This is a genomic window from Mycolicibacterium komossense (assembly GCF_025822605.1).
Classification (GTDB): domain Bacteria; phylum Actinomycetota; class Actinomycetes; order Mycobacteriales; family Mycobacteriaceae; genus Mycobacterium; species Mycobacterium komossense.
Genome location: NZ_JACKTY010000049.1, coordinates 378971 through 398186, shown reverse-complemented (window position 1 = coordinate 398186; position 19216 = coordinate 378971). Strand labels below are relative to the sequence as shown.

Here is a 19216-nt window from a genome sequence, read left to right as displayed (position 1 = left end):
TGAGCAGTCCGATTCTGTGAGATCCCGTTCAGCTCCCGGAACTCAGTCGTCGGATCTAACCCGGGTGGGTCGGAGCAAAATCTCCCATCGGTTCCTCCTGCTAGGCGTTGTCTTGAAAATTGTGCACAGAGCAGTCAGTGGGCGGAATTACTCTGGTGGAATCCCTATAACACGAGGCGGAGCACATGATTCGCACCTATTACAGAGCACACGATGGCCGGCAACGACGCGGGTGAGGCCCGGGGCCGACCTGCTAAGCGGCTGCTAACGATTGTGGAAGCGGCTGAGGCACTAAGTGTCTCACGCTCCTCGATCTATCGGCTGTTCGATGCAGGCCAGCTTGCATGGGTCCAGATCGGCAGTTGTCGACGAGTGACGGCTACAGAGATTGACCGATTCATCGCAGCCCACACCGAGGGCTTCCCGACCGACGTGTCACGGCCGGTCGCAGTCGGGTACGGCAATGGCTGAGCGCCGCCAACTGCCCCCGCAGATCAAGCGGATCGAACTGGCGGACCGTGCCAGTGGTCGCCCGGTCATCCGCTATCAGCTGACCGTCGACGTGGGCCTGGTCGACGGGAAGCGCAAGCAACTCCGTAAGCGATTTGCCACCGAGCGAGAGGCACGGGATGCACTTGATGCTGTCCGTGGCGACGTAGCCAAAGGCACGTACGTGCACCCGTCCAAGGTCACCCTCGCCGACGCCTGCGAGAGCTGGCTTGCCGCTAAGCATGGCCTCAAACCTTCTACGCTGCATGGACATCGAGTGAACTTGGCTGCAGCCGTGGCGAAGCTTGGCGAAGTTGAAGTGCAGAAATTGACCAAGCGGCACATTGATGACCTCGTCATCGCGCTGCGCACCGGCGGCTTGCCGTCTCCGACTGGCAAGAGCCGCAAACCGTGGTCACCGCGATCGGTGAACTACATGCTGGGTCTACTGACCGCGGTCCTCCGCGATCAGATGCGACAGGGCCACGTTGTCCGCAACGTCGCAGAACTCGTCGATCGGATACCCGCAGACGCCAAACCGGCGGAGACGTTCACCCCAGCCGAACTACAGAGGGTCCTCACGCACATCGACGGTGATCGGTATGCAATTGCCTGGCAGCTCGCACTTACCGGGCTGCGTCGCGGTGAGGTGGCGGGCTTGCGGTGGCGCGATATAGATCTCGACGCACGGACGTTGCAAATCTCATCGACGCGACTCCGATTCGGCAAGCATCTGATCGAGGACACCCCGAAGTCGCGGGCCGGTCGTCGAACCCTGCCGATTCCAGACCACCTCGCTGCCACGCTGCGGACCACGCGGGCGATCCAAGCCGCCGATCGACTGGCGCTTGGCGAAGATTACGAGGCGTCCGGCTTCGTGGTTGTCGATGAAGCAGGTGCTGAGCTGAGCCCGCACGCATTGACGTCGCGGTGGGCGCGAATGCTCAAAGCGGCTGGTGTCCGGCACATCCGGTTTCACGATGCGCGGCATACGTGCGGAACGTTGATGCATCTGCAGGCCGTTCCTATCGCGGTGATCTCTGCTTGGCTTGGGCACGCATCGAAGGCGTTCACGATGGCAACGTATGTGCACTCGCAACCCGACGCATTGAGCATTGCAGCACAGAGCTTTAACACATCCATGACTGAATCAGGGCGTTCGTGAGAGTGCCTGTTCTGCAGACGAATTGGCGGTGATCAGCCCCACCGTGTCTCAGTCAATGGCTTCGATCGGCACCCTCTTGACGAACGCTGCAAGCGCGGTGACATCTCGTTGCCCGTCGTAGGCGCGGAGCAACTCAATGTATCGAGGCTTGTCCAGATCCCAGTCGTACCGTGACTCGGTCGGATCCTGAGCCGCGGCGAAAACCAGGTCGGCGAGAAACCTTGTTGTACGACCATTTCCGTCGACGAACGGATGGATCCGCACCGTCTCTGCGTGCGTCGCAATCCCCAACTCGTGCGCCGACCAATCATCGGTGTGCTCCCACCGATAGGCGATGGTGTCCAGCGATTCCTGAATTTCGACAGCGATCCTCTCCGGCGCGATCCCGATGTTGAGTTCCAACCGGCGCCATCTCCCTGCCCAGTCCCAGATTGGGCCGTACAAGCGAGTGTGAAGGTCGCGGAGGAAGTGGTCAGTCAACAACTCGGCAAGTGGCAGCGCCCCTTCGATCGCCGCGGGCATCAACTCGTCTTCCAACTGGCCTTGTAAGGCCTGCTCCAAGTCGTAGACGTCCGCACGCATCACCGGCTCACCCAGGACCTCGACAACCTCGGGCAGCAGCGCAGTCAGTTCGTCATGTGGAAGTGGTGTCTGACCGTAACCAGGGTTAAGCGGCATCAGCGCTTCGGTGGCTGCTGCTTCGCAAGGTAGGCCTTCACCGCGGCGGACCGCTTGTGGCCCGCGGGAACGACTCGACCTTCCAACCTGGCCGACGCCTTCACCGCGAGCAGCCCGGAGCGCTTCACCGCAGCCTTCGACACCACGACCTTCTTGGGCGTTTTGCGTTCCACGGCGACACCTCCTCAACGACTAGACCAGCGGGTTCGATGCTACCGCTCCTGCGGCGGCGTGGTCGCCCCCCGCGGAATGTTCCCGCGACAGGCCAACGACGACGAGCTTCTGCGAACAAAGGATGTGGGATCAGCAATCCAGGTGAAGGCGGTCATCATCAGCGAGGCGACGGATTTGCTAGTGGCGCCGATGAGAAAGAGGAGGCGCCCCTGCGCCTCCCTTGACGTCTGGCCTACCCCGGCCATGCGGCCGGCTGAGCCAGCAAGTCGATTATCTCACGCCCTAATCACAGCGACGACATTCCTTTACTTGCACGCCTGTGCGACGAGTTTCACGCGACTTGTGACAATCCGTGACAATTCGAGGTCGCCAAACGCAAGCAGGCCCCCTCGAAAGGGGGCCTGACCAGCGTGGCAGGTACAGGATTCGAACCTGTGTAGGCGTTAGCCGACGGATTTACAGTCCGCTCCCATTGGCCGCTCGGGCAACCTGCCGGATCGCTCCTCACCCGGGACCCGGGTTTGGTGCGAAGAGAAGGGTACAACGAGGATGTACCGAAGACGAAAACGGCCAAGTGGCCCCAGTGGGCCCGAGATCAGGAGAGGCGGATCCAATGGCGGATTCATCATTCGACGTTGTGAGCAAGGCCGACCGCCAGGAGGTCGACAATGCGCTCAACCAGGCGGCCAAGGAGTTGAGCACCCGGTTCGACTTTCGCGGCACCGACACCACTATCGAGTGGAAGGGCGAAGAGACCATCGAGCTGGTCAGCTCCACCGAGGAGCGGCTCAAGGCCGCGGTCGACGTGTTCAAGGAGAAGCTGATCCGGCGCGACATCTCCATGAAGGCCTTCGATGCCGGCGAGCCGCAGGCCAGCGGCAAGACGTACCGCCTGACGGGCACCATCAAGCAGGGTATCGACAGCGAGAACGCCAAGAAGATCACCAAGATCATCCGCGACGAGGGCCCCAAGGGCGTCAAGGCCCAGGTCCAGGGCGAGGAGATCCGCGTCAGCTCCAAGAAGCGTGACGACCTGCAGGCGGTCCAGGCACTGCTGCGCGGCGCCGACCTCGACGTCGCGCTGCAGTTCGTGAACTACCGGTAGGGCGAACCGCCCCAACCAACCGGTGGATGCCTAGGCTGGAGTGACAAGCACCACACCCGCGACGAAGCGAGCAACACATGAGCGTCAGTCCCCAGGCCCCCGAGTTGCTCGACGTCGTCATCGTCGGGGCCGGGATCTCGGGGATCGGCGCGGCCTATCGGCTCCGGGAACGTAACCCGCGGTCGACCTACGCGATCCTCGAACAGCGCGCCCGCATCGGCGGCACCTGGGACCTGTTCCGCTATCCAGGCGTTCGCTCCGACAGCGACATCTTCAGCCTCAGCTTCCCGTGGGCGCCCTGGCCGCGGGAGGAGACCATTGCCGAGGGCGCTGACATCCGTCAATACGTCACCGACGCCGCACACAAGTACGGCATCGACCGCCATATCCGGTTCAACACCCACGTGAATTCAGCGGACTGGGATTCGACCACCAGCTGCTGGACTGTCACCGTCACGGACAACGGCATCGAGCGCACGGTCCGCGCCCGCTTCCTGTTCTTCGGCTCCGGCTACTACAACTACGCCGAGCCCTACAACCCTGAGATCCCCGGTATCGCCCACTTCGGCGGAACCGTGATCCATCCGCAGTTCTGGCCCGAGGATCTCGACTACGCGGATAAGAACGTCGTCGTCATCGGCAGCGGCGCCACCGCGATCAGCCTCATCCCGGCGCTGGCACAGACCGCCGCGAAAGTCACCATGCTGCAGCGCTCCCCCACCTACGTCGGCTCGGTGCCCCGCGCGCATCGCAGCACCAAGATGCTGCGCCGGCTGCTGCCGTTCGGAACCGCCCACACCGTGGCCCGCTGGTATCACGCGCTCTACACGGCCGCGATGGTCCATCTGTCACGGAAGGCGCCGGCGTTGGTCAAGCGGATGGTGCGCAAGATGGCCGAAGACAATCTGCCCGCGGGATACGACATCGACACCCACTTCACGCCGAGCTACAACCCGTGGGACCAGCGGATGTGCGCCATCCCCGAGGCCGACCTGTTCGTCGCGATCAGCGAGAACCGCGCCGACGTCGTCACCGACCACATCGATCACGTCGATGCCACCGGGATCGCGCTGGCTTCTGGGGCGCACCTCGACGCCGACATCATCGTGACCGCGACAGGGCTGCAGCTGCAGGCGCTCGGCGGTGTGACGATCAGCCTCGACGGCGCCGAGATCAAGCCCCAGGACCGATTCGCGTACAAGGCCTTCCTCCTCGAGGACGTACCCAATTTGGCCTGGTGCGTCGGCTATACCAACGCGTCGTGGACGTTGCGCGCCGACATGACGGCCCGATCAGTGGCAAAACTGTTGCAGTACATGGATTCTCGTGGTTACACCTACGCCTATCCGCATCTCGGCGGCAGGCCGATGCCGGAGAAGCCGGCGTGGGATCTGCAAGCCGGCTACGTGCTGCGCGCGCCACATGCGCTCCCCCGCTCGGGCACCAAACGGCCGTGGAATGTCCGCCAGAATTTCGTCGCCGACGCCATCGATCACCGCTTCGACGACGTCGACGAGTGCATGGTGTTCGGCCGCACGGCGGGCGGTGTTCCCGCCCGCTCCACGCTGGGAGCCGTTGCCGCGCGGGACCACTAACCGGGTCGCCCGCCGAGAACGCTAGCCGGCAGCGCCGACGTCACGGACCGCTCCGCGATCCGCGGAGGTCACCAACAGCGCGTAAGCACGCAATGCCGCCGAGACCGGCCGGTAGCGCTCGCGCGGCCGGTACCCGCCATGGGTCTCCAACTCGGTGCGCCGCCGGGCGAGTTCGTCGTCCCTGACGTCGAGAGTGACTGTACGCGAAGGGATGTCGATGACGATCCGGTCCCCGTCGCGCACCAGCGCGATGGGGCCACCGGCTGCCGCCTCCGGTGACACGTGCCCGATCGACAGTCCGGAGGTACCACCGGAGAACCGGCCGTCGGTGATCAACGCGCATGCCTTACCCAGCCCCCGGCCCTTCAAAAATGAAGTGGGGTAGAGCATTTCCTGCATCCCCGGCCCACCGCGCGGTCCTTCGTAACGGACCACCACGACATCGCCGGCCGTGACGCGGCCACCGAGAATGGCGTCGACGGCCTGCTCCTGCGACTCGACCACGACGGCCGGACCGGAGAAGGTCAGCAGGTTCTCGTCGACACCGGCGGTCTTGACGACGCCGCCGTCGGGCGCGAGGTTTCCGGTCAGGACAGCCAGCCCGCCGTCGGCCGAATAAGCATGGTCGACATCGCGGATACACCCCTGCGCCGCATCGAGATCCAGGCTCTCCCACCGTTCGGACTGCGAGAACGCGGTGGCGCTGCGCCGTCCGCCGGGGGCGGCATGAAACAACTCGACAGCTTCTGCTGACGGGTCAAGGCCGCGGACATCCCAAGCGGCCAGCCAATCATCGAGATTCGGTGCGTGGATGGCGTGCACATCCTTGGCGAGCAGCCCAGCCCGGTGCAGTTCGCCGAGGATCGCGGGGATACCGCCGGCGCGGTGCACATCCTCCATCAGATACGCGCCGTTGGGAGCGACCTTGCACAGGCACGGGACCCGTCGGGAGATCTCGTCGATCTCACCGAGCACGAAGTCCAGTTCGGCCTCATGGGCGGCGGCCATCAAGTGCAGGATCGTGTTGGTGGACCCACCCATCGCGACGTCCATCGCCATGGCGTTCTCGAATGCCGCCCGGGAGGCGATGGCTCGCGGCAGCACCGAGACCTCACCCCGGCCGTAGTAGCGGGTGGCCAGCTCGACGACGGCGGCCCCGGCGTTCTCATACAGCGCGCGCCGGGCGGTGTGGGTGGCCAGCACCGACCCGTTACCCGGCAGAGCCAGGCCGAGCGCCTCGACCAGGCAGTTCATCGAGTTGGCGGTGAACATGCCCGAGCAGGAGCCGCACGTCGGACACGCTGCCTCCTCGATCCGGGCCAGGTCCTCGTCCGAGATGTTCGGATCGGCGGCCCCGGCCATCGGGTCGATCAGGTGCAGTCCGGTACGCACCCGGCCGTCGACCAACGTGGCGCGGCCACCCTCCATCGGGCCGCCGGAGACGAACACCGTCGGGATGTTCAGCCGCAGCGCGGCCATCAGCATGCCCGGAGTGATCTTGTCGCAGTTGGAGATACACACCAGCGCGTCGGCTTTGTGCGCCTCGACCATGTATTCCACCGAGTCGGCGATCAGGTCCCGCGACGGCAGCGAGTAGAGCATGCCGGAGTGCCCCATCGCGATACCGTCGTCGACGGCGATGGTGTTGAACTCGCGCGGGATGCCGCCGGCGCCCTGGATGGCCTCGGAGACGATCCGGCCGACGGGCTGCAAGTGGGTGTGCCCCGGCACGAACTCGGTGAAGCTGTTGGCCACCGCGATGATGGGCTTGCCGAAGTCCTCGCGGGCGACTCCGGCGGCGCGCAGCAGGGCACGGGCGCCGGCCATGTTCCGGCCGTGGGTGACGGTGCGGGACCGCAAGGGGATCTCAGAGGTAGCCACCCCATCACTGTCGTTCTTCGCTACCATCTGCGGAAGACGCCGTCACTACTAGTAGTGGCAGTACTAGTCTTGGCGGGTGGCCACCGACGAGGACCGCCGGGCCGAACTCGGCGCCTTCCTGCGCTCCAGCCGTGAACGGCTGGTCCGCACGGACTTCGGCCTGCCGCCTGCCGGGCGCGGCCGCACTGTCGGGCTGCGCCGCGAGGAAGTCTCCTATCTGTCCGGGGTGAGCGTCACCTGGTACACGTGGCTGGAGCAGGGCCGCGATATCAACCCGTCGCGCCAGGTGCTCGACGCTGTCAGCCGCACGCTGCGCCTCGGGGTCCCCGAACATCGCTACGTCTTAGGCCTGGCCGGTTTCGCTCCATTGCCTGCGGCCTCAGCCGACGAGGTGACGACCGTGCCGCCGCACCTGCAACGCTTCCTCGACGCCATCGGCGACAACCCCGCCTATGCACTGACCCCGGAGTGGGGTATCGCCGGCTGGAACACCGCCTACCAACGGCTCTACCCCAATGTCGCGACCACCCCGGCCACCCAGCGCAACCTGCTGTGGATGGTGTTCACCGACCCGGCGGTGCGTTCGCTGCTCGACGACTGGCAGGTCACAAGTTCGCGGTTCCTCGCCGAGTTCCGGGCCGAAATCGGTTCGCGCCTGGGCGATCCCGCGCTGCTGGACCTGGTCGCGCGCCTGTCCGAGGCCAGCCCGGAATTCCGAACAGGGTGGGAGCGCCACGATATCCGCGGCTTCGAATCGCGCGAGCGGATCTTCCATCACCCGGAGTTCGGCACCGTCCGCTACGAGCACCATCAACTGCGACCGTCGGATCAACCCGAGTTCCAGGTCGTCGTATACACACCCGCAGACACACCCGCGGAAGGGTGACGACCGAAAGAAGGCCGGGCCGACCCGCTCTACTCCTGCCCGACCTCGCGGTTGGCAACGCCGACAATCGAATCCAACAGACCTGGCATCGCGGCGTCGACCTCAAGGGCTCGCAGCCGCTGGAACGTCAGTCCGTCGGCGATGATCCGTTCGGTCAGACCCGCTTCGCGCAGGATCTTGAAGTGATGCGTGGCCGTCGACTTGTTGATGCCGTCATACAGGGCGGAACACTTCAGGGGTGCGCCGTTGTTCTTGAGGCGTCGAACCATCTCGAGCCGGACCGGATCATGCAGCGCCGCCAGCACCTGCTGAACCGACCCCACTGGGAACACGGAGCTTGACGTAAGCTCAGTCCGGTACGACATCCATCAAACTTACCTGATGAGGAGCATGCCTTGACGCTCGCCGCGGCCGGGACCTCGACCGGCCAGGACACCCAGCGTTGGGCCTATCCGCTACTGCTCGTCCTCAGCGGTGTCGCCCTGGGTGTCTCCGGGCTGCCGGCCCCGCTGTACGGCATCTACGAGAGGACGTGGCACCTCACACCCCTGTCGACCACCATCGTCTTCGCCGTCTACGCCGTCGCCGCACTGGCCGCCGTCCTGGTTTCGGGGCGCGTCTCCGACGTCGTGGGCCGCAAACCGGTGCTGATCGGAGCGCTGATTGCACTGCTCGTCGGGCTCGGCGTCTTCCTACTCGCCGACAACATGGCCATGCTGCTGGTGGCTCGCACGATCCACGGCGCGGCGGTCGGCTCGATCGTCGTCGCCAGCGCAGCAGCGCTACTGGACCTGCGCCCCCTGCACGGCACGCGCTCCGGGCAGCACAGCGGGATCGCCTTCAACATCGGCATGACAGTGGCGATCGTCGGTTCGGCACTGCTGGCGCAATACGCCCCGCACCCGCTGCGCACTCCCTACGCGGTGGTGGCCGTGGTCTGTGTCGTCGTCGGCGTCGCGGTGCTGGCGCTCCGCGAGCCGCACACCGCCCGGTCCGCGGGCCCCATCCGGATCTCCAAACCCGCCGTCCCCGCCGAGATCCGCTCTGAATTCTGGTTCGCGGCACTAGGAGCCATGGCCTCCTGGTCGGTGCTGGGCGTGCTGCTGTCGCTGTACCCGTCGCTGGCCGCGCATGAGACTCATATCGACAACCTGGTGTTCGCCGGCGGCGTCGTCGGCGTCACCGCTTTCGCTGCGGCGATGGCACAACTGGCCGCCACCCGAGTGCCCGCCCGCACCGCCGCGATCGTCGGCGACATCGGGATGGCGATCGCACTGGCGGTGACGGTGCCGTTCCTGATGACACATTCGTGGCCGCTGGTGTTCGTGGCCGCGGCACTGCTCGGGGCCACTTTCGGGCTCGGATTCGGCGGCTCGCTGCGACACTTGTCGACGATCGTGCCCGCGGGGCGACGCGGCGAGACGATGTCGGCGTTCTATCTGCTCGCCTACACCGCCATGGCAGTCCCGACGATCGCCGCCGGATGGGCCGCCACCCGCTGGCCGCTCGACGTGGTCTTCCCGTGGTTTGCCGCGTCCGTCGCGCTGGCGTGCCTGACGGCCGCGGCCGTCGGGCTGATCACCACCCGCCGGCGAGTTCACCGAGTTCACTGAAATCGAGCCACCCCCGGCAATACGCTGGGCGGCATGGCACCTGCTCAACGCGAACCCAAAGTCGTTGTCCTCGGTGGTGGCTCCTGGGGCACCACCGTCGCATCCATCTGCGCCCGCCGAAGCCCGACGCTGCAATGGGTCCGCTCCGAGGACACCGCCGCGGATATCAACGACAACCACCGCAACAGCCAGTACCTGGGCAACGATGTCGCCCTGCCCGATTCGCTGCGCGCCACCAACGATTTCTCAGAGGCCGCCAACTGCGCCGATGTCATCGTCATGGGCGTGCCGTCGCACGGATTCCGCGGTGTACTCACCGAACTGGCGAAGGAACTACGTCCCTGGGTACCGGTGGTATCCCTGGTGAAGGGCTTGGAGCAGGGCACCAACTACCGGATGTCGCAGATCGTCGACGAGGTACTGCCCGGACACCCCGCCGGGATCCTGGCCGGGCCGAACATCGCGCGTGAGGTCGCCGACGGCTACGCCGCCGCCGCGGTGCTGGCGATGCCGGATCAGCATCTGGCCGCCAACCTCGGTGATCTGTTTCGCACCAAGCGTTTCCGCACCTACACCACCGACGACGTGGTCGGCGTCGAGATGGCCGGCGCGCTGAAGAACGTCTACGCGATCGCGGTCGGCATGGGGTACTCGCTGGGCATCGGAGAGAACACCCGCGCGATGGTGATGGCGCGTGCGCTGCGCGAGATGTCCAAGCTGGGCGAGGCGATGGGCGGGCACCGCGACACCTTTGCCGGGGTGGCAGGTATGGGCGATCTGATCGTCACCTGCACCAGCCAGCGCAGCCGCAATCGCCACGTCGGCGAGCAGTTGGGGGCGGGCAAGCCGATCGACGAGATCATCGCGTCGATGAATCAGGTGGCCGAGGGTGTCAAGGCCGCGAGCGTCATCATGGAATTCGCCAAGACCTACAACCTGAACATGCCGATCGCCCGCGAGGTCGACAGCGTCGTCAATCACGGCGCCACCGTCGAGCAGGCCTACCAGGGTCTGATGGCCGAGAAGCCGGGCCACGAAGTGCACGGCTCAGGCTTCTGAATCTCGCCGAGCAGACGCATAGTGGTACCCGAACGGCCTAAATGTGTACCCCTTTGCGTCTGCTCGCGGGGAGATCAGTTGGCGAACGGATTGGTGCCCTGCGGGCGGTCCACCAACGGGTTGACCGCGCCGAAGGTGTAGCTGCCGGCCGGAGTCAGCACAAATCCGGACTGATCGGCGGAGTTGGCACAGGTAGTGGTCCCGGCGCCGTCGACGCCACAGCTGACGTTGCGATAGCTCAGCCGAGAGTTGGGCGGCAGCGGCTTGACAGGCCCCAGCGACCCGAAGATCGGCGTCGCGGCGCTGGCGAAACCGGGTTCACCCCACGGTCCGCCACTGACCACGTTCGCGCCGTTGGGCGCGGCAGGGATGGGTCCACTGCAGCCGTACCCACCGTTGGCCCGCTCGAAGGCGCAGGTCAGGCCGTCAGGCGTACTGAAAGCGTAGTAGCGGTCACCCAACACCGAATAGTCCACCGGACTGATCGGAGGCAGCGCGTTGACGTTCGGGGGCGGAGGTGGCGGCGCCGGTTCAGGATCGGCCCAGGCTGCACCCGGGAATCCGATCGTCGCTGCCCCCGCAACGCTGACCGCGCCGATCAGAATTCTGTTCAGCACGGCAACAGACTAGGGGCTGTCCCCGCTTCGCGCATCAAGTACCTGCGCTCAGTAGTGACCGGGACCCCGGCCGGCCATATCCTCCAGCCGCGCGATCCGCTCGGCGATCGGCGGGTGCGTCGAGAACAACTTGCCGATCTTCTCGCCGGCGCGGAACGGGCTGGCGATCATCAGGTGCGCCTGATCGGCGAGCTTGGGATCCGGCGGCAGCGGAGCCGCCTCGACTCCGCCGGAGATCTTGCGCAGCGCCGACGCCAAAGCCAAAGGATCACCGGACAATTCGGCCCCGGACTGGTCGGCCTGGTACTCCCGGGACCGCGAGACGGCGAGTCGCACCACAGTCGCGGCGATCGGCCCCAGCATCTGGATCAACAGCAGCGCGAAGACGTTGCCGCCACCGCCCTCACGGTTGTTGCCCCCGAACATGCTCGCGAAAAACGCGATGTTGGCCAGCGCGGTGATCACCGACGCCATCGCCCCGGCCACACAAGAGATCAGGATGTCGCGGTTGTAGACATGGGAAAGTTCGTGCGCCAGCACCGCCCGCAGTTCGCGCTCACTGAGGATGTTGAGGATCCCGGTGGTGCAGCACACCGCGGCGTTGCGGGGATTTCGGCCGGTGGCAAACGCGTTCGGATTGGCGGTATCAGAGATGTAGAGCCGCGGCATCGGCTGGTGTGCGGTGGTGGCCAACTCGCGGACGATCCGATACATCACCGGCGCCTGGACCTCGGTGACGGGCTGCGCGTGCATGGCGCGCAGGGCCAGCTTGTCGCTGTTGAAGTAGGTGTAGAAGTTCATGCCCAGCGCGAAGATCAGCGCGCCCCAGATCCAGAACGTCCGGCCCGTCGCCTGCGCGAACAGCGCGCCGATGAACATGATCAGCCCGGTGAAAGCGATCAGCAGAACGAAGGTCTTGATCCGGTTACCCGCCGGGTGCCAGGTCATCAGGTTCCTCCTACGAAGTACATGTGTCAGCTAATTTAACGACACAGCACCACGATTCGGTTCCGCAACCTCGATTGGTCACCGCGCTAGCCGTGGCGGTTCACCGTGTAGTCAACCAATGACGCCATCGCCCGCCGGCCGGCCACGTCGGGTAACTGGTCCAGCTCCTGGCGCGCCTGCTCGGCATATCCGCGCACCGTCTCCTTGGCCCTGACCATGCCTGGAGAGGCCCGGAGCAGGGCCAACGCCTCCGCAACGAGGTCGTCATCCTCGACCGGACCGGCCAGCAGCACACGCAGCCGGTCGGCGTCGCTGCCCGTCTCGCGCAGTGCGTACAGCACCGGCAGGGTGTGCACGCCCTCCCGTAGATCGGTGCCGGGCAGCTTGCCGGACTCGTCGGGATCGCTGTCGATATCGATGATGTCGTCGGAAATCTGGAACGCTGTCCCGACGATGCCGCCGAGACGCGAGAGGCGCTCGATCTGGGCTTCGTCCGCCCCGGAGAACGTTGCGCCGAATCGGCCGGAGGCCGCGATCAGGCACGCCGTCTTCTCGTAGACGACCTTGAGGTAGTGCTCGATGGAATCGACACCCTCGGCACCGCCACGGGTCTCGCGCATCTGCCCCGTCACCAGTTGGGCGAAGGTGTCCGCGATCACCAGAACCGCTTCCGGCCCCAGCCGGGACACCAGCCGCGACGCAGTCGCAAACAGGTAGTCACCGGCGAGGATGGCGATGTTGTTGCTCCACCGCGCGTTCGCGCTCGGCGCACCGCGGCGCACCTGGGCCTCGTCCATCACGTCGTCGTGATACAGCGTCGCCAGATGCACCATCTCGATGACGGCGCCGGCGACGGAGACCTGCCAGGCGTCCGGCTCGGGCCCCATGGACGCCGACAGCACCGTGAACAGCGGCCGGAAACGCTTGCCACCGGCCAGGAACAGGTGCTGCACCGCCTCGGCCATCAGCTCATCGGCCTTGCCCAGCTCGTCTTCCATCAACGCTTCGATACGCGCCACCCCGTCGCGAACGTTCTGGGCCAATTCGGCATCACCGAAATCCACCCCCGCGACCACGCTCGCCGGTGTCCTCATTGGTCCAACATACTGGGAGCCGTGACAAGCGACTCCACGACCATGGGCGGGCGACTGGAGGGGCCCAGCACCGACATCGTCGTCGTCGGGGCCGGCCCTGCCGGATCGGCCGCGGCGGCGTGGGCTGCCCGCGCGGGTCGCGAGGTGCTGGTCATCGACTCGGCCGCCTTCCCGCGAGACAAAGCGTGCGGCGATGGGCTGACTCCGCGCGCGATCGCCGAACTGCAGTTGCTCGGCCTCGGGCCCTGGCTCGACGGTCACATCCGCCACCACGGGCTGCGGATGACCGGGTTCGGCTCTGCGGTCGAGGTGCCCTGGCCAGGGCCGTCATTCCCCGCCACCAGCTCCGCGGTACCGCGCACCGAGCTCGACGACCGCATCCGCCAGGTCGCCGAGGACTCCGGGGCCGTCATGCGACTGGGCATCAAAGCTGTTGGCGTCGAACATGATTCACGAGGACGTGTGGCAGCGGTACTGCTCGCCGACGGAACCCGGGTGTCGTGCCGGGCGCTGATCGTAGCCGACGGTGCCCGCTCCCCGCTGGGCCGCGAGCTCGGCAGACAGTGGCACCAGGAGACGGTGTACGGCGTGGCCGCCCGGGCATACCTGGCCTCCCCCCGCAGTGCCGAGCCGTGGATCAGCTCGGACCTGGAATTGCGGTCGGTCGACGGTGCGGTGTTACCCGGCTACGGCTGGATCTTCCCGCTCGGCAACGGCGAGGTGAACATCGGCGTCGGCGCGCTCGCGACGGCCAAGCGGCCCGCCGATGCCGCGCTGCGCCCGCTGATCAGGCACTACACCGATCTGCGCCGCGCGGACTGGGAGTTCGAGGGCGAGCCGCGGGCCGTGTCTTCGGCCCTGCTGCCGATGGGTGGCGCCGTCTCGGGAGTCGCCGGGCCGAACTGGATGCTGATCGGCGACGCCGCGGCCTGCGTCAATCCGCTCAACGGTGAGGGCATCGATTACGGGCTGGAAACCGGCCGGCTGGCTGCGGAGCTGCTGGGCAGTGACGCTGATTTGTCTCAGGCCTGGCCGTTATTGCTCCAAACGCACTACGCCCGCGGCTTCTCGGTGGCCCGTCGGCTGGCGCTGTTGCTGACCATCCCGCGGTTCCTGCCCGCGACCGGTCCGCTGGCGATGCGCTCACATCTGTTGATGGGCATCGCGGTTCGGGTGATGGGCAATCTGGTCACCGACGACGACGCCGACTGGATCGCCAGGGTCTGGCGCAGCGCCGGAGCCGGCTCACGATTGATTGACCGACGCAAACCGTTCCAGTGACGTACGCTGCTTTCCGCGCGCGGGCAGCAAGTGGGCAGGATGCGGCCAAATTCGTCGTGCGGGCTTACAGTCAAGGAATGACCTCGACCGAAACGAAGACTCCCGTTGTTGTTAAACCTGCCGCATGGACGGCGGATGGCACGGAAGTCTCGTTCGCGGACGCCAGGGTCGAATGGGCGAAAGCGGCCTACGACGTGCTCCGCGAGACGGCCGGGCGCTATGGCGACTACATCACCTACAGCGCGCTTGCGGAGAAGGTCCAGGCACAATCCGGGATCTCGACGCGCCTGCTGACCCGCAACTGGGTCGGCAAGGTGCTCGACACCGTCGCCGAGCGCTGCCAGGCCGAGGACGAGCGTCAGCTGACCTCGCTGTGCGTCAAGACCGCCGACGAGACGGTCGGCGACGGGTACGGCTACGTCTTCGAGCTGGCCGGCACGCCGGTTCCCGAAGATCTCCAGCTGCACGCCGCCCAGGCACGGCTCGAGTGCTACGAGTTCTACGGCGCGACGCTGCCGCGTGGCGGCGGGCGCCCCGCGCTGACCAAGAAGGTCGCCCGGGTGCGCGATGTCGCCGCCGCCAAGCGCCGCGAAGAGATCCCGCCGGTGCTGTGTGTGACCTGCAATGTCCAGGTGCCCAAGAGCGGGCGCTGCGACGAGTGCGAGAACTGATTCTTTTCCGTCGCTGCTGGTAGCGGCGTTCGACTCTGGGGCGTCATCACATGATGACGGCCCAGATTTGTGTCTGGCTTCAGCCAGCTTTCTTCGTTGCCGCGTGGAGCGCGACGATCCCGCCGGTCAAGTTGCGCCAGCGCACTTCCGACCAGCCCGCGGCGCCGATCTGGCGGGCCAGCGTCGGCTGGTCCGGCCAGGCCCGAATGGACTCGGCCAAATAGACGTAGGCCTCGGGGTCGCTGGACACGGCGCGCGCCACGGTCGGTAGCGCCCGCATCAGGTACTCCTTGTAGACGGTTCTGAACACCGGCACCGTCGGCGTGGAGAACTCGCACACCACCAACCTGCCACCGGGTTTCGTCACCCGGGCCATCTCTCGCAGGCCCTCGCTGTGGTCGACGACATTGCGTAGCCCGAAGCTGATCGTGACCGCGTCGAACACCTCGTCGTCGAATGGCAGCTTCGTAGCGTCACCGGCCACCTTGGGAACCGGCCGGTCGGCACCCGCGGACAACATCCCCACCGAGAAATCGCAGGCCACACACCACGCACCGGATCGACCGAGTTCAACGGTCGAGACGGCGGTACCGGCGGCCAGGTCGAGCACTGCGTCGCCGGACTTGATCTGCAACGCCGCCCGCGTGGCTCGGCGCCAGGACCGGTCCTGGCCCAACGACAGCACGGTGTTGCTCAGGTCGTAGCGGCGGGCGACGGCGTCGAACATCGACGCCACCTCATGGGGGTCCTTGTCCAGCGTCGCGCGACTCACGGTTGCGACGGTACCTGTGAAGTTGGGCAATCCGGGAATGTGCAGCACCTGACGACGTTGCTTAGGCCCATGACTGAAAAAGTGTGGTTCATCACCGGCGCCTCCCGAGGTTTCGGTCGCGAGTGGACGATCGCGGCTCTGGAACGTGGCGACAAGGTGGCCGCCACCGCACGGGATACCTCCACGCTGGACGACCTGGCGGCCAAATACGGGGACGCCCTGCTCCCGCTGCAACTCGACGTCAACGACCGCGCGGCAGACTTCGCTGCCGTTCAGGCCGCTCACGATCAATTCGGGCGCCTGGACGTCGTAGTGAACAACGCGGGCTACGGCCAGTTCGGCTTCATCGAGGAGCTGTCCGAGGCCGAGGCCAGGGGTCAGATCGAAACCAACGTCTTCGGGGCGCTCTGGGTCACTCAGGCCGCGTTGCCGTACCTGCGTGAGCAGCTCAGCGGCCACATCATCCAGGTGTCGTCGATCGGCGGCATCAGCGCGTTCGCGAACGTCGGCATCTACAACGCCTCCAAGTGGGCGCTCGAAGGCTTCTCTCAGGCGCTGGCCACCGAGGTCGAATCCTTCGGTATCCACGTGACGCTGGTCGAACCGGGCGGCTTCTCGACCGACTGGAGCGGCTCATCAGCCAAGCGCGCCACCGAATTGCCCGCCTACGCCGATGCGAAGGCAGCAGCGGCCGAGGCCCGTAACCAACGCTTCTCGAAGCCGGGTGATCCGCAGGCGTCGGCGTCAGCTCTGCTGAAGGTGGTCGACGCCGAGAAGCCCCCGCTGCGGGTGTTCTTCGGTGAACTACCGCTGAAGATCGCCAAGGCCGACTACGAACGCCGGCTGGCGACGTGGGAAGAGTGGCAGCCGGTCGCGCTGGAAGCCCAGGGCTGACTCTGCGATCGGCGAGTGTGCAGGTTGTCGTTGACGGATCGCCGAAATCTCGACGTCTTCCTACACAGTCGGTGTCAGATCGGGCAGCCCACAGCCCGCAGCTTGGCCCGTACTCGCTCGACGATGGCGAGTGGCCGCGACATCATCCGGGCACTCACCCGGATGACGACCCATCCCATCGCCTCGAGCAGGGTGATCCGCTCGATGTCCCACGCTCGCTGCTGGGGATCGGCCCAATGCTGGATGCCGTCGTACTCAACGGCCACCTGCCACTGTCGCCAGCCCATATCGACCCGGATGAACGCCTCCCCGAAGTCGTCGAAGAACTCGATCTGGGTCTCTGGTTTCGGCAACCCCGCACCGACCAGCAGAAGACGTAACCGGCTCTCCTGCGGTGACTCCGCTCCACCGTCCACCAACTCGAGCGCATCGCGCAGCCGTCGCACGCCCCGAACGCCCCGCTTGGTCGACGCCACGGCCATCACGTCCGAAGGCTTGATACCGGTGGCCTGGACCAGCGCGTCCAGAATCGGAATGCCTTGACGCGCAGGCAGTGTCCTGCCGATATCGAACGCGGTGCGCGGCGGTGTGGTCACGTGCATACCGCGGCGGCGGCACGTTTCGTCAGCGGTGAGGCCATAGGAGCGCACGACGATGCCCGGCGGGCTGTGGCGGTTGACCCGGACCAACTCGGCGGGACGATCATCGTCGAGCCATTTCGTCCCGAGCACGGCGGCGGCCGAAATCCCGGTCAGTATGCAGTCGCCGGCCGCCCACAGCCACGCTGCCCTGGCGCGATCAGCCGCGGTGAGCTTCGCATCGTTGGGTACGTACACGTCCCGGTACACCGCCCGGTAGCGGTTTCGCAGCTGGTAGTTGGTGAGTACACCAGCGCGCAGCGCCTGTCCGCCGCGGAAAGGGTGGTTGTCCACAACCGAACAGTGCCAACGCCGGCGCGCTGGCCGCTTCCGTCATCCACAGCCACGCCGACTGTGCAGGTTCTCGTCGCCGTTTCGCCGATTCTTCGACAACTTCCTGCACAGTCGGCGAACTAGGCAGCCCGGAATTGGGCGTAGCGGGGCAGGACGGCGTCATAATGCCCCAGGAGCTCCTGGCAGATCGACGGCCAGGTGCGGGTCAAGACGCTGCGACGGGCCAGCTGGGCGTAACGGGGCCGTTCGGCGAGCAGATGATCGACGGCCGCACCGAGGCGCGTCTCGAATTCGGGGACATCGAGCAGCAGACCGGTACGCCACGGCACCACCAGGTCACGCGGTCCACCAGCGTTCGGCGCAATGACCGGAACGCCCGAGGCCATCGCCTCCTGCACCGTCTGACAGAACGTCTCGTGCTCACCGGGATGGACGAACACATCCATGCTGGCGTAGGCGGCGGCCAGCTCGGCACCGTAGAGCGCACCGGTGAAAACCGCCGAGGGAAGCGCACTCTGGAGCTTCTGGCGGTCCACACCGTCACCGACGATGACGAGTTGCAGATCATCTCGCGCGGCCAGCGCAGCGAACCGCTCGACGTGCTTCTCCGGTGCCAGCCGGCCGACGAATCCGATGATCGGCTTGCCCGTCGGCGACCACCGACTGCGCAGCCCCGCACTGCGGGCTGACGGCACGAAACCGGCGACATCCACCCCGCGCGCCCATTTGTGTACGCGGGGAATGCGATGCGCGGCTAGGTCTTCCATAGCCGCTGACGACGGGGCCAGGGTTCGATCGGCACGGGAGTGCAGGTGTCGGGTCCACGCCCACGCAGCGCGGGATGCCATGCCCATCCCGTAGCTGGCCGCGAAACCGGCGACATCGGTCTGGAAGACGGCCACCGTCGGCACATTCAGAACACGGGCCGCCTGCAGTCCGCCGTAGCCGAGCAGAGCAGGCGACGCCAGATGGACCACATCGGGATCGAACCCGCGGAGCACACCCACGATTCGCGGCATCGGCAGCCCCAAAGGTAGTGACGTGACCTTCGGGAAGAGGTGCGAGGGCACCCGGTGCACCCGGATCCCGTCATGCACCCGGACCGCGGCAGGTTCACCGCGCGGCGTATCGGGGGCGATCACCAACGCTTCATGACCGGTGCAGCGAAGATGCTCCAGCACCCGCAGCACCGAGTTGGTGACTCCGTTGACATTGGGCAGGAAGCTCTCTGCGACGACTGCAACGCGCACGCCACCAGGTTGTCAGCAACGCCTTTCCGACAGGTTGCGAGAATGCAGATGACACGCGAAAAGCCGGTGGGTTCTTTCAGCCGGGCGACTGCAGCACAGCCGGATTGCCATA

Annotated in this window: 20 protein-coding genes and 1 tRNA gene; 10 read left to right on the top strand and 11 right to left on the bottom strand. The window is 66.1% G+C overall.

The genetic code is table 11. The features are described from left to right. Positions 1-213 precede the first annotated feature (213 nt). Positions 214-471, top strand: coding sequence for a helix-turn-helix domain-containing protein (locus tag H7J73_RS33900; RefSeq protein ID WP_353962013.1), 258 nt, complete (start codon positions 214-216; stop codon positions 469-471). Continuing rightward, positions 464-1654, top strand: coding sequence for a tyrosine-type recombinase/integrase (locus H7J73_RS31015; RefSeq protein ID WP_264071644.1), 1191 nt, complete (start codon positions 464-466; stop codon positions 1652-1654). Before H7J73_RS33900 ends, H7J73_RS31015 begins: the two co-directional genes overlap by 8 nt. Positions 1655-1702: 48 nt before the next feature. On the opposite strand, the gene H7J73_RS31010 is transcribed toward H7J73_RS31015, so the two are convergent. The 3 genes from H7J73_RS31010 to H7J73_RS31000 form a co-directional block, all read right to left on the bottom strand. Beyond that, positions 1703-2332 (bottom strand): Fic family protein, encoded by a 630-nt coding sequence (locus H7J73_RS31010; protein ID WP_264071643.1) that lies wholly within the window; start codon positions 2330-2332, stop codon positions 1703-1705. Then, positions 2332-2505, bottom strand: a complete 174-nt coding sequence (locus H7J73_RS31005) for a hypothetical protein (RefSeq protein WP_264071642.1) — start codon at positions 2503-2505, stop codon at positions 2332-2334. The genes H7J73_RS31010 and H7J73_RS31005 overlap by 1 nt, the downstream gene beginning before the upstream one ends. Before the next feature lie 412 nt (positions 2506-2917). Further along, positions 2918-3000, bottom strand: a tRNA-Tyr gene (locus H7J73_RS31000). Positions 3001-3119: 119 nt separating this feature from the next. On the opposite strand from H7J73_RS31000, the gene H7J73_RS30995 reads away from it, so the two are divergent. Together H7J73_RS30995 and H7J73_RS30990 are read left to right on the top strand one after the other, a co-directional pair. Beyond that, a complete protein-coding gene (locus tag H7J73_RS30995) occupies positions 3120-3611 on the top strand; it encodes a YajQ family cyclic di-GMP-binding protein (RefSeq protein ID WP_264071641.1) in 492 nt (163 codons plus the stop codon). 77 nt (positions 3612-3688) lie between these two features. Then, positions 3689-5206 (top strand): flavin-containing monooxygenase, encoded by a 1518-nt coding sequence (locus H7J73_RS30990; RefSeq protein ID WP_264071640.1) that lies wholly within the window; start codon positions 3689-3691, stop codon positions 5204-5206. A 21-nt stretch (positions 5207-5227) separates the two neighbouring features. Here the strand turns inward: H7J73_RS30990 and ilvD are convergent, their stop codons facing one another. Continuing rightward, positions 5228-7087: a dihydroxy-acid dehydratase gene (ilvD, locus tag H7J73_RS30985; protein WP_435405608.1), complete on the bottom strand. Its 1860-nt coding sequence runs from the start codon at positions 7085-7087 to the stop codon at positions 5228-5230. Between the two features lie 76 nt (positions 7088-7163). Between ilvD and H7J73_RS30980 the strand changes: the two genes are divergently transcribed. Next, complete coding sequence (locus H7J73_RS30980; protein ID WP_264071639.1) at positions 7164-7973, top strand: helix-turn-helix transcriptional regulator; 810 nt, start codon at positions 7164-7166, stop codon at positions 7971-7973. A 29-nt stretch (positions 7974-8002) separates the two neighbouring features. On the opposite strand, the gene H7J73_RS30975 is transcribed toward H7J73_RS30980, so the two are convergent. Continuing rightward, positions 8003-8338 carry an ArsR/SmtB family transcription factor gene (locus H7J73_RS30975; protein ID WP_264071638.1) on the bottom strand — a complete coding sequence of 112 codons (336 nt, stop codon included), beginning with the start codon at positions 8336-8338 and terminating at the stop codon, positions 8003-8005. Between the two features lie 30 nt (positions 8339-8368). Here H7J73_RS30975 and H7J73_RS30970 point away from each other — a divergent pair, with 30 nt between their 5' ends. Together H7J73_RS30970 and H7J73_RS30965 are read left to right on the top strand one after the other, a co-directional pair. Then, on the top strand, positions 8369-9586 hold the full coding sequence (locus H7J73_RS30970; protein WP_264071636.1) for an MFS transporter: 1218 nt from the start codon (positions 8369-8371) through the stop codon (positions 9584-9586). A gap of 33 nt (positions 9587-9619) precedes the next feature. Continuing rightward, entirely contained in the window at positions 9620-10645 is a 1026-nt protein-coding gene (locus tag H7J73_RS30965) for an NAD(P)H-dependent glycerol-3-phosphate dehydrogenase (protein WP_264071635.1), read from the top strand. A gap of 74 nt (positions 10646-10719) precedes the next feature. Here H7J73_RS30965 and H7J73_RS30960 read toward each other — a convergent pair whose 3' ends face one another. From H7J73_RS30960 to grcC1, 3 genes are all read right to left on the bottom strand, one after another. Further along, positions 10720-11262: a hypothetical protein gene (locus H7J73_RS30960; protein WP_264071634.1), complete on the bottom strand. Its 543-nt coding sequence runs from the start codon at positions 11260-11262 to the stop codon at positions 10720-10722. A 48-nt stretch (positions 11263-11310) separates the two neighbouring features. Further along, positions 11311-12210: a zinc metalloprotease HtpX gene (gene htpX, locus H7J73_RS30955; protein ID WP_264071633.1), complete on the bottom strand. Its 900-nt coding sequence runs from the start codon at positions 12208-12210 to the stop codon at positions 11311-11313. A gap of 86 nt (positions 12211-12296) precedes the next feature. After that, on the bottom strand, positions 12297-13304 hold the full coding sequence (gene grcC1 / locus H7J73_RS30950) for a nonaprenyl/(2E,6E)-farnesyl/geranylgeranyl diphosphat synthase (RefSeq protein ID WP_264071632.1): 1008 nt from the start codon (positions 13302-13304) through the stop codon (positions 12297-12299). Positions 13305-13346: 42 nt separating this feature from the next. On the opposite strand from grcC1, the gene menJ reads away from it, so the two are divergent. Both menJ and H7J73_RS30940 read left to right on the top strand, forming a co-directional pair. Continuing rightward, a complete protein-coding gene (menJ, locus tag H7J73_RS30945; RefSeq protein WP_264071694.1) occupies positions 13347-14585 on the top strand; it encodes a menaquinone reductase MenJ in 1239 nt (412 codons plus the stop codon). 77 nt (positions 14586-14662) lie between these two features. Further along, positions 14663-15256, top strand: coding sequence for a hypothetical protein (locus H7J73_RS30940; RefSeq protein ID WP_264071631.1), 594 nt, complete (start codon positions 14663-14665; stop codon positions 15254-15256). Between the two features lie 79 nt (positions 15257-15335). On the opposite strand, the gene H7J73_RS30935 is transcribed toward H7J73_RS30940, so the two are convergent. Further along, on the bottom strand, positions 15336-16028 hold the full coding sequence (locus H7J73_RS30935; RefSeq protein WP_264071630.1) for a demethylmenaquinone methyltransferase: 693 nt from the start codon (positions 16026-16028) through the stop codon (positions 15336-15338). A 69-nt stretch (positions 16029-16097) separates the two neighbouring features. Here H7J73_RS30935 and H7J73_RS30930 point away from each other — a divergent pair, with 69 nt between their 5' ends. Beyond that, complete coding sequence (locus tag H7J73_RS30930) at positions 16098-16922, top strand: SDR family oxidoreductase (protein WP_264071629.1); 825 nt, start codon at positions 16098-16100, stop codon at positions 16920-16922. 74 nt (positions 16923-16996) lie between these two features. On the opposite strand, the gene H7J73_RS30925 is transcribed toward H7J73_RS30930, so the two are convergent. Both H7J73_RS30925 and H7J73_RS30920 read right to left on the bottom strand, forming a co-directional pair. Further along, complete coding sequence (locus H7J73_RS30925) at positions 16997-17854, bottom strand: endonuclease domain-containing protein (protein WP_264071628.1); 858 nt, start codon at positions 17852-17854, stop codon at positions 16997-16999. A 119-nt stretch (positions 17855-17973) separates the two neighbouring features. After that, positions 17974-19104, bottom strand: a complete 1131-nt coding sequence (locus H7J73_RS30920) for a glycosyltransferase family 4 protein (RefSeq protein ID WP_264071627.1) — start codon at positions 19102-19104, stop codon at positions 17974-17976. Positions 19105-19216: the final 112 nt, after the last annotated feature.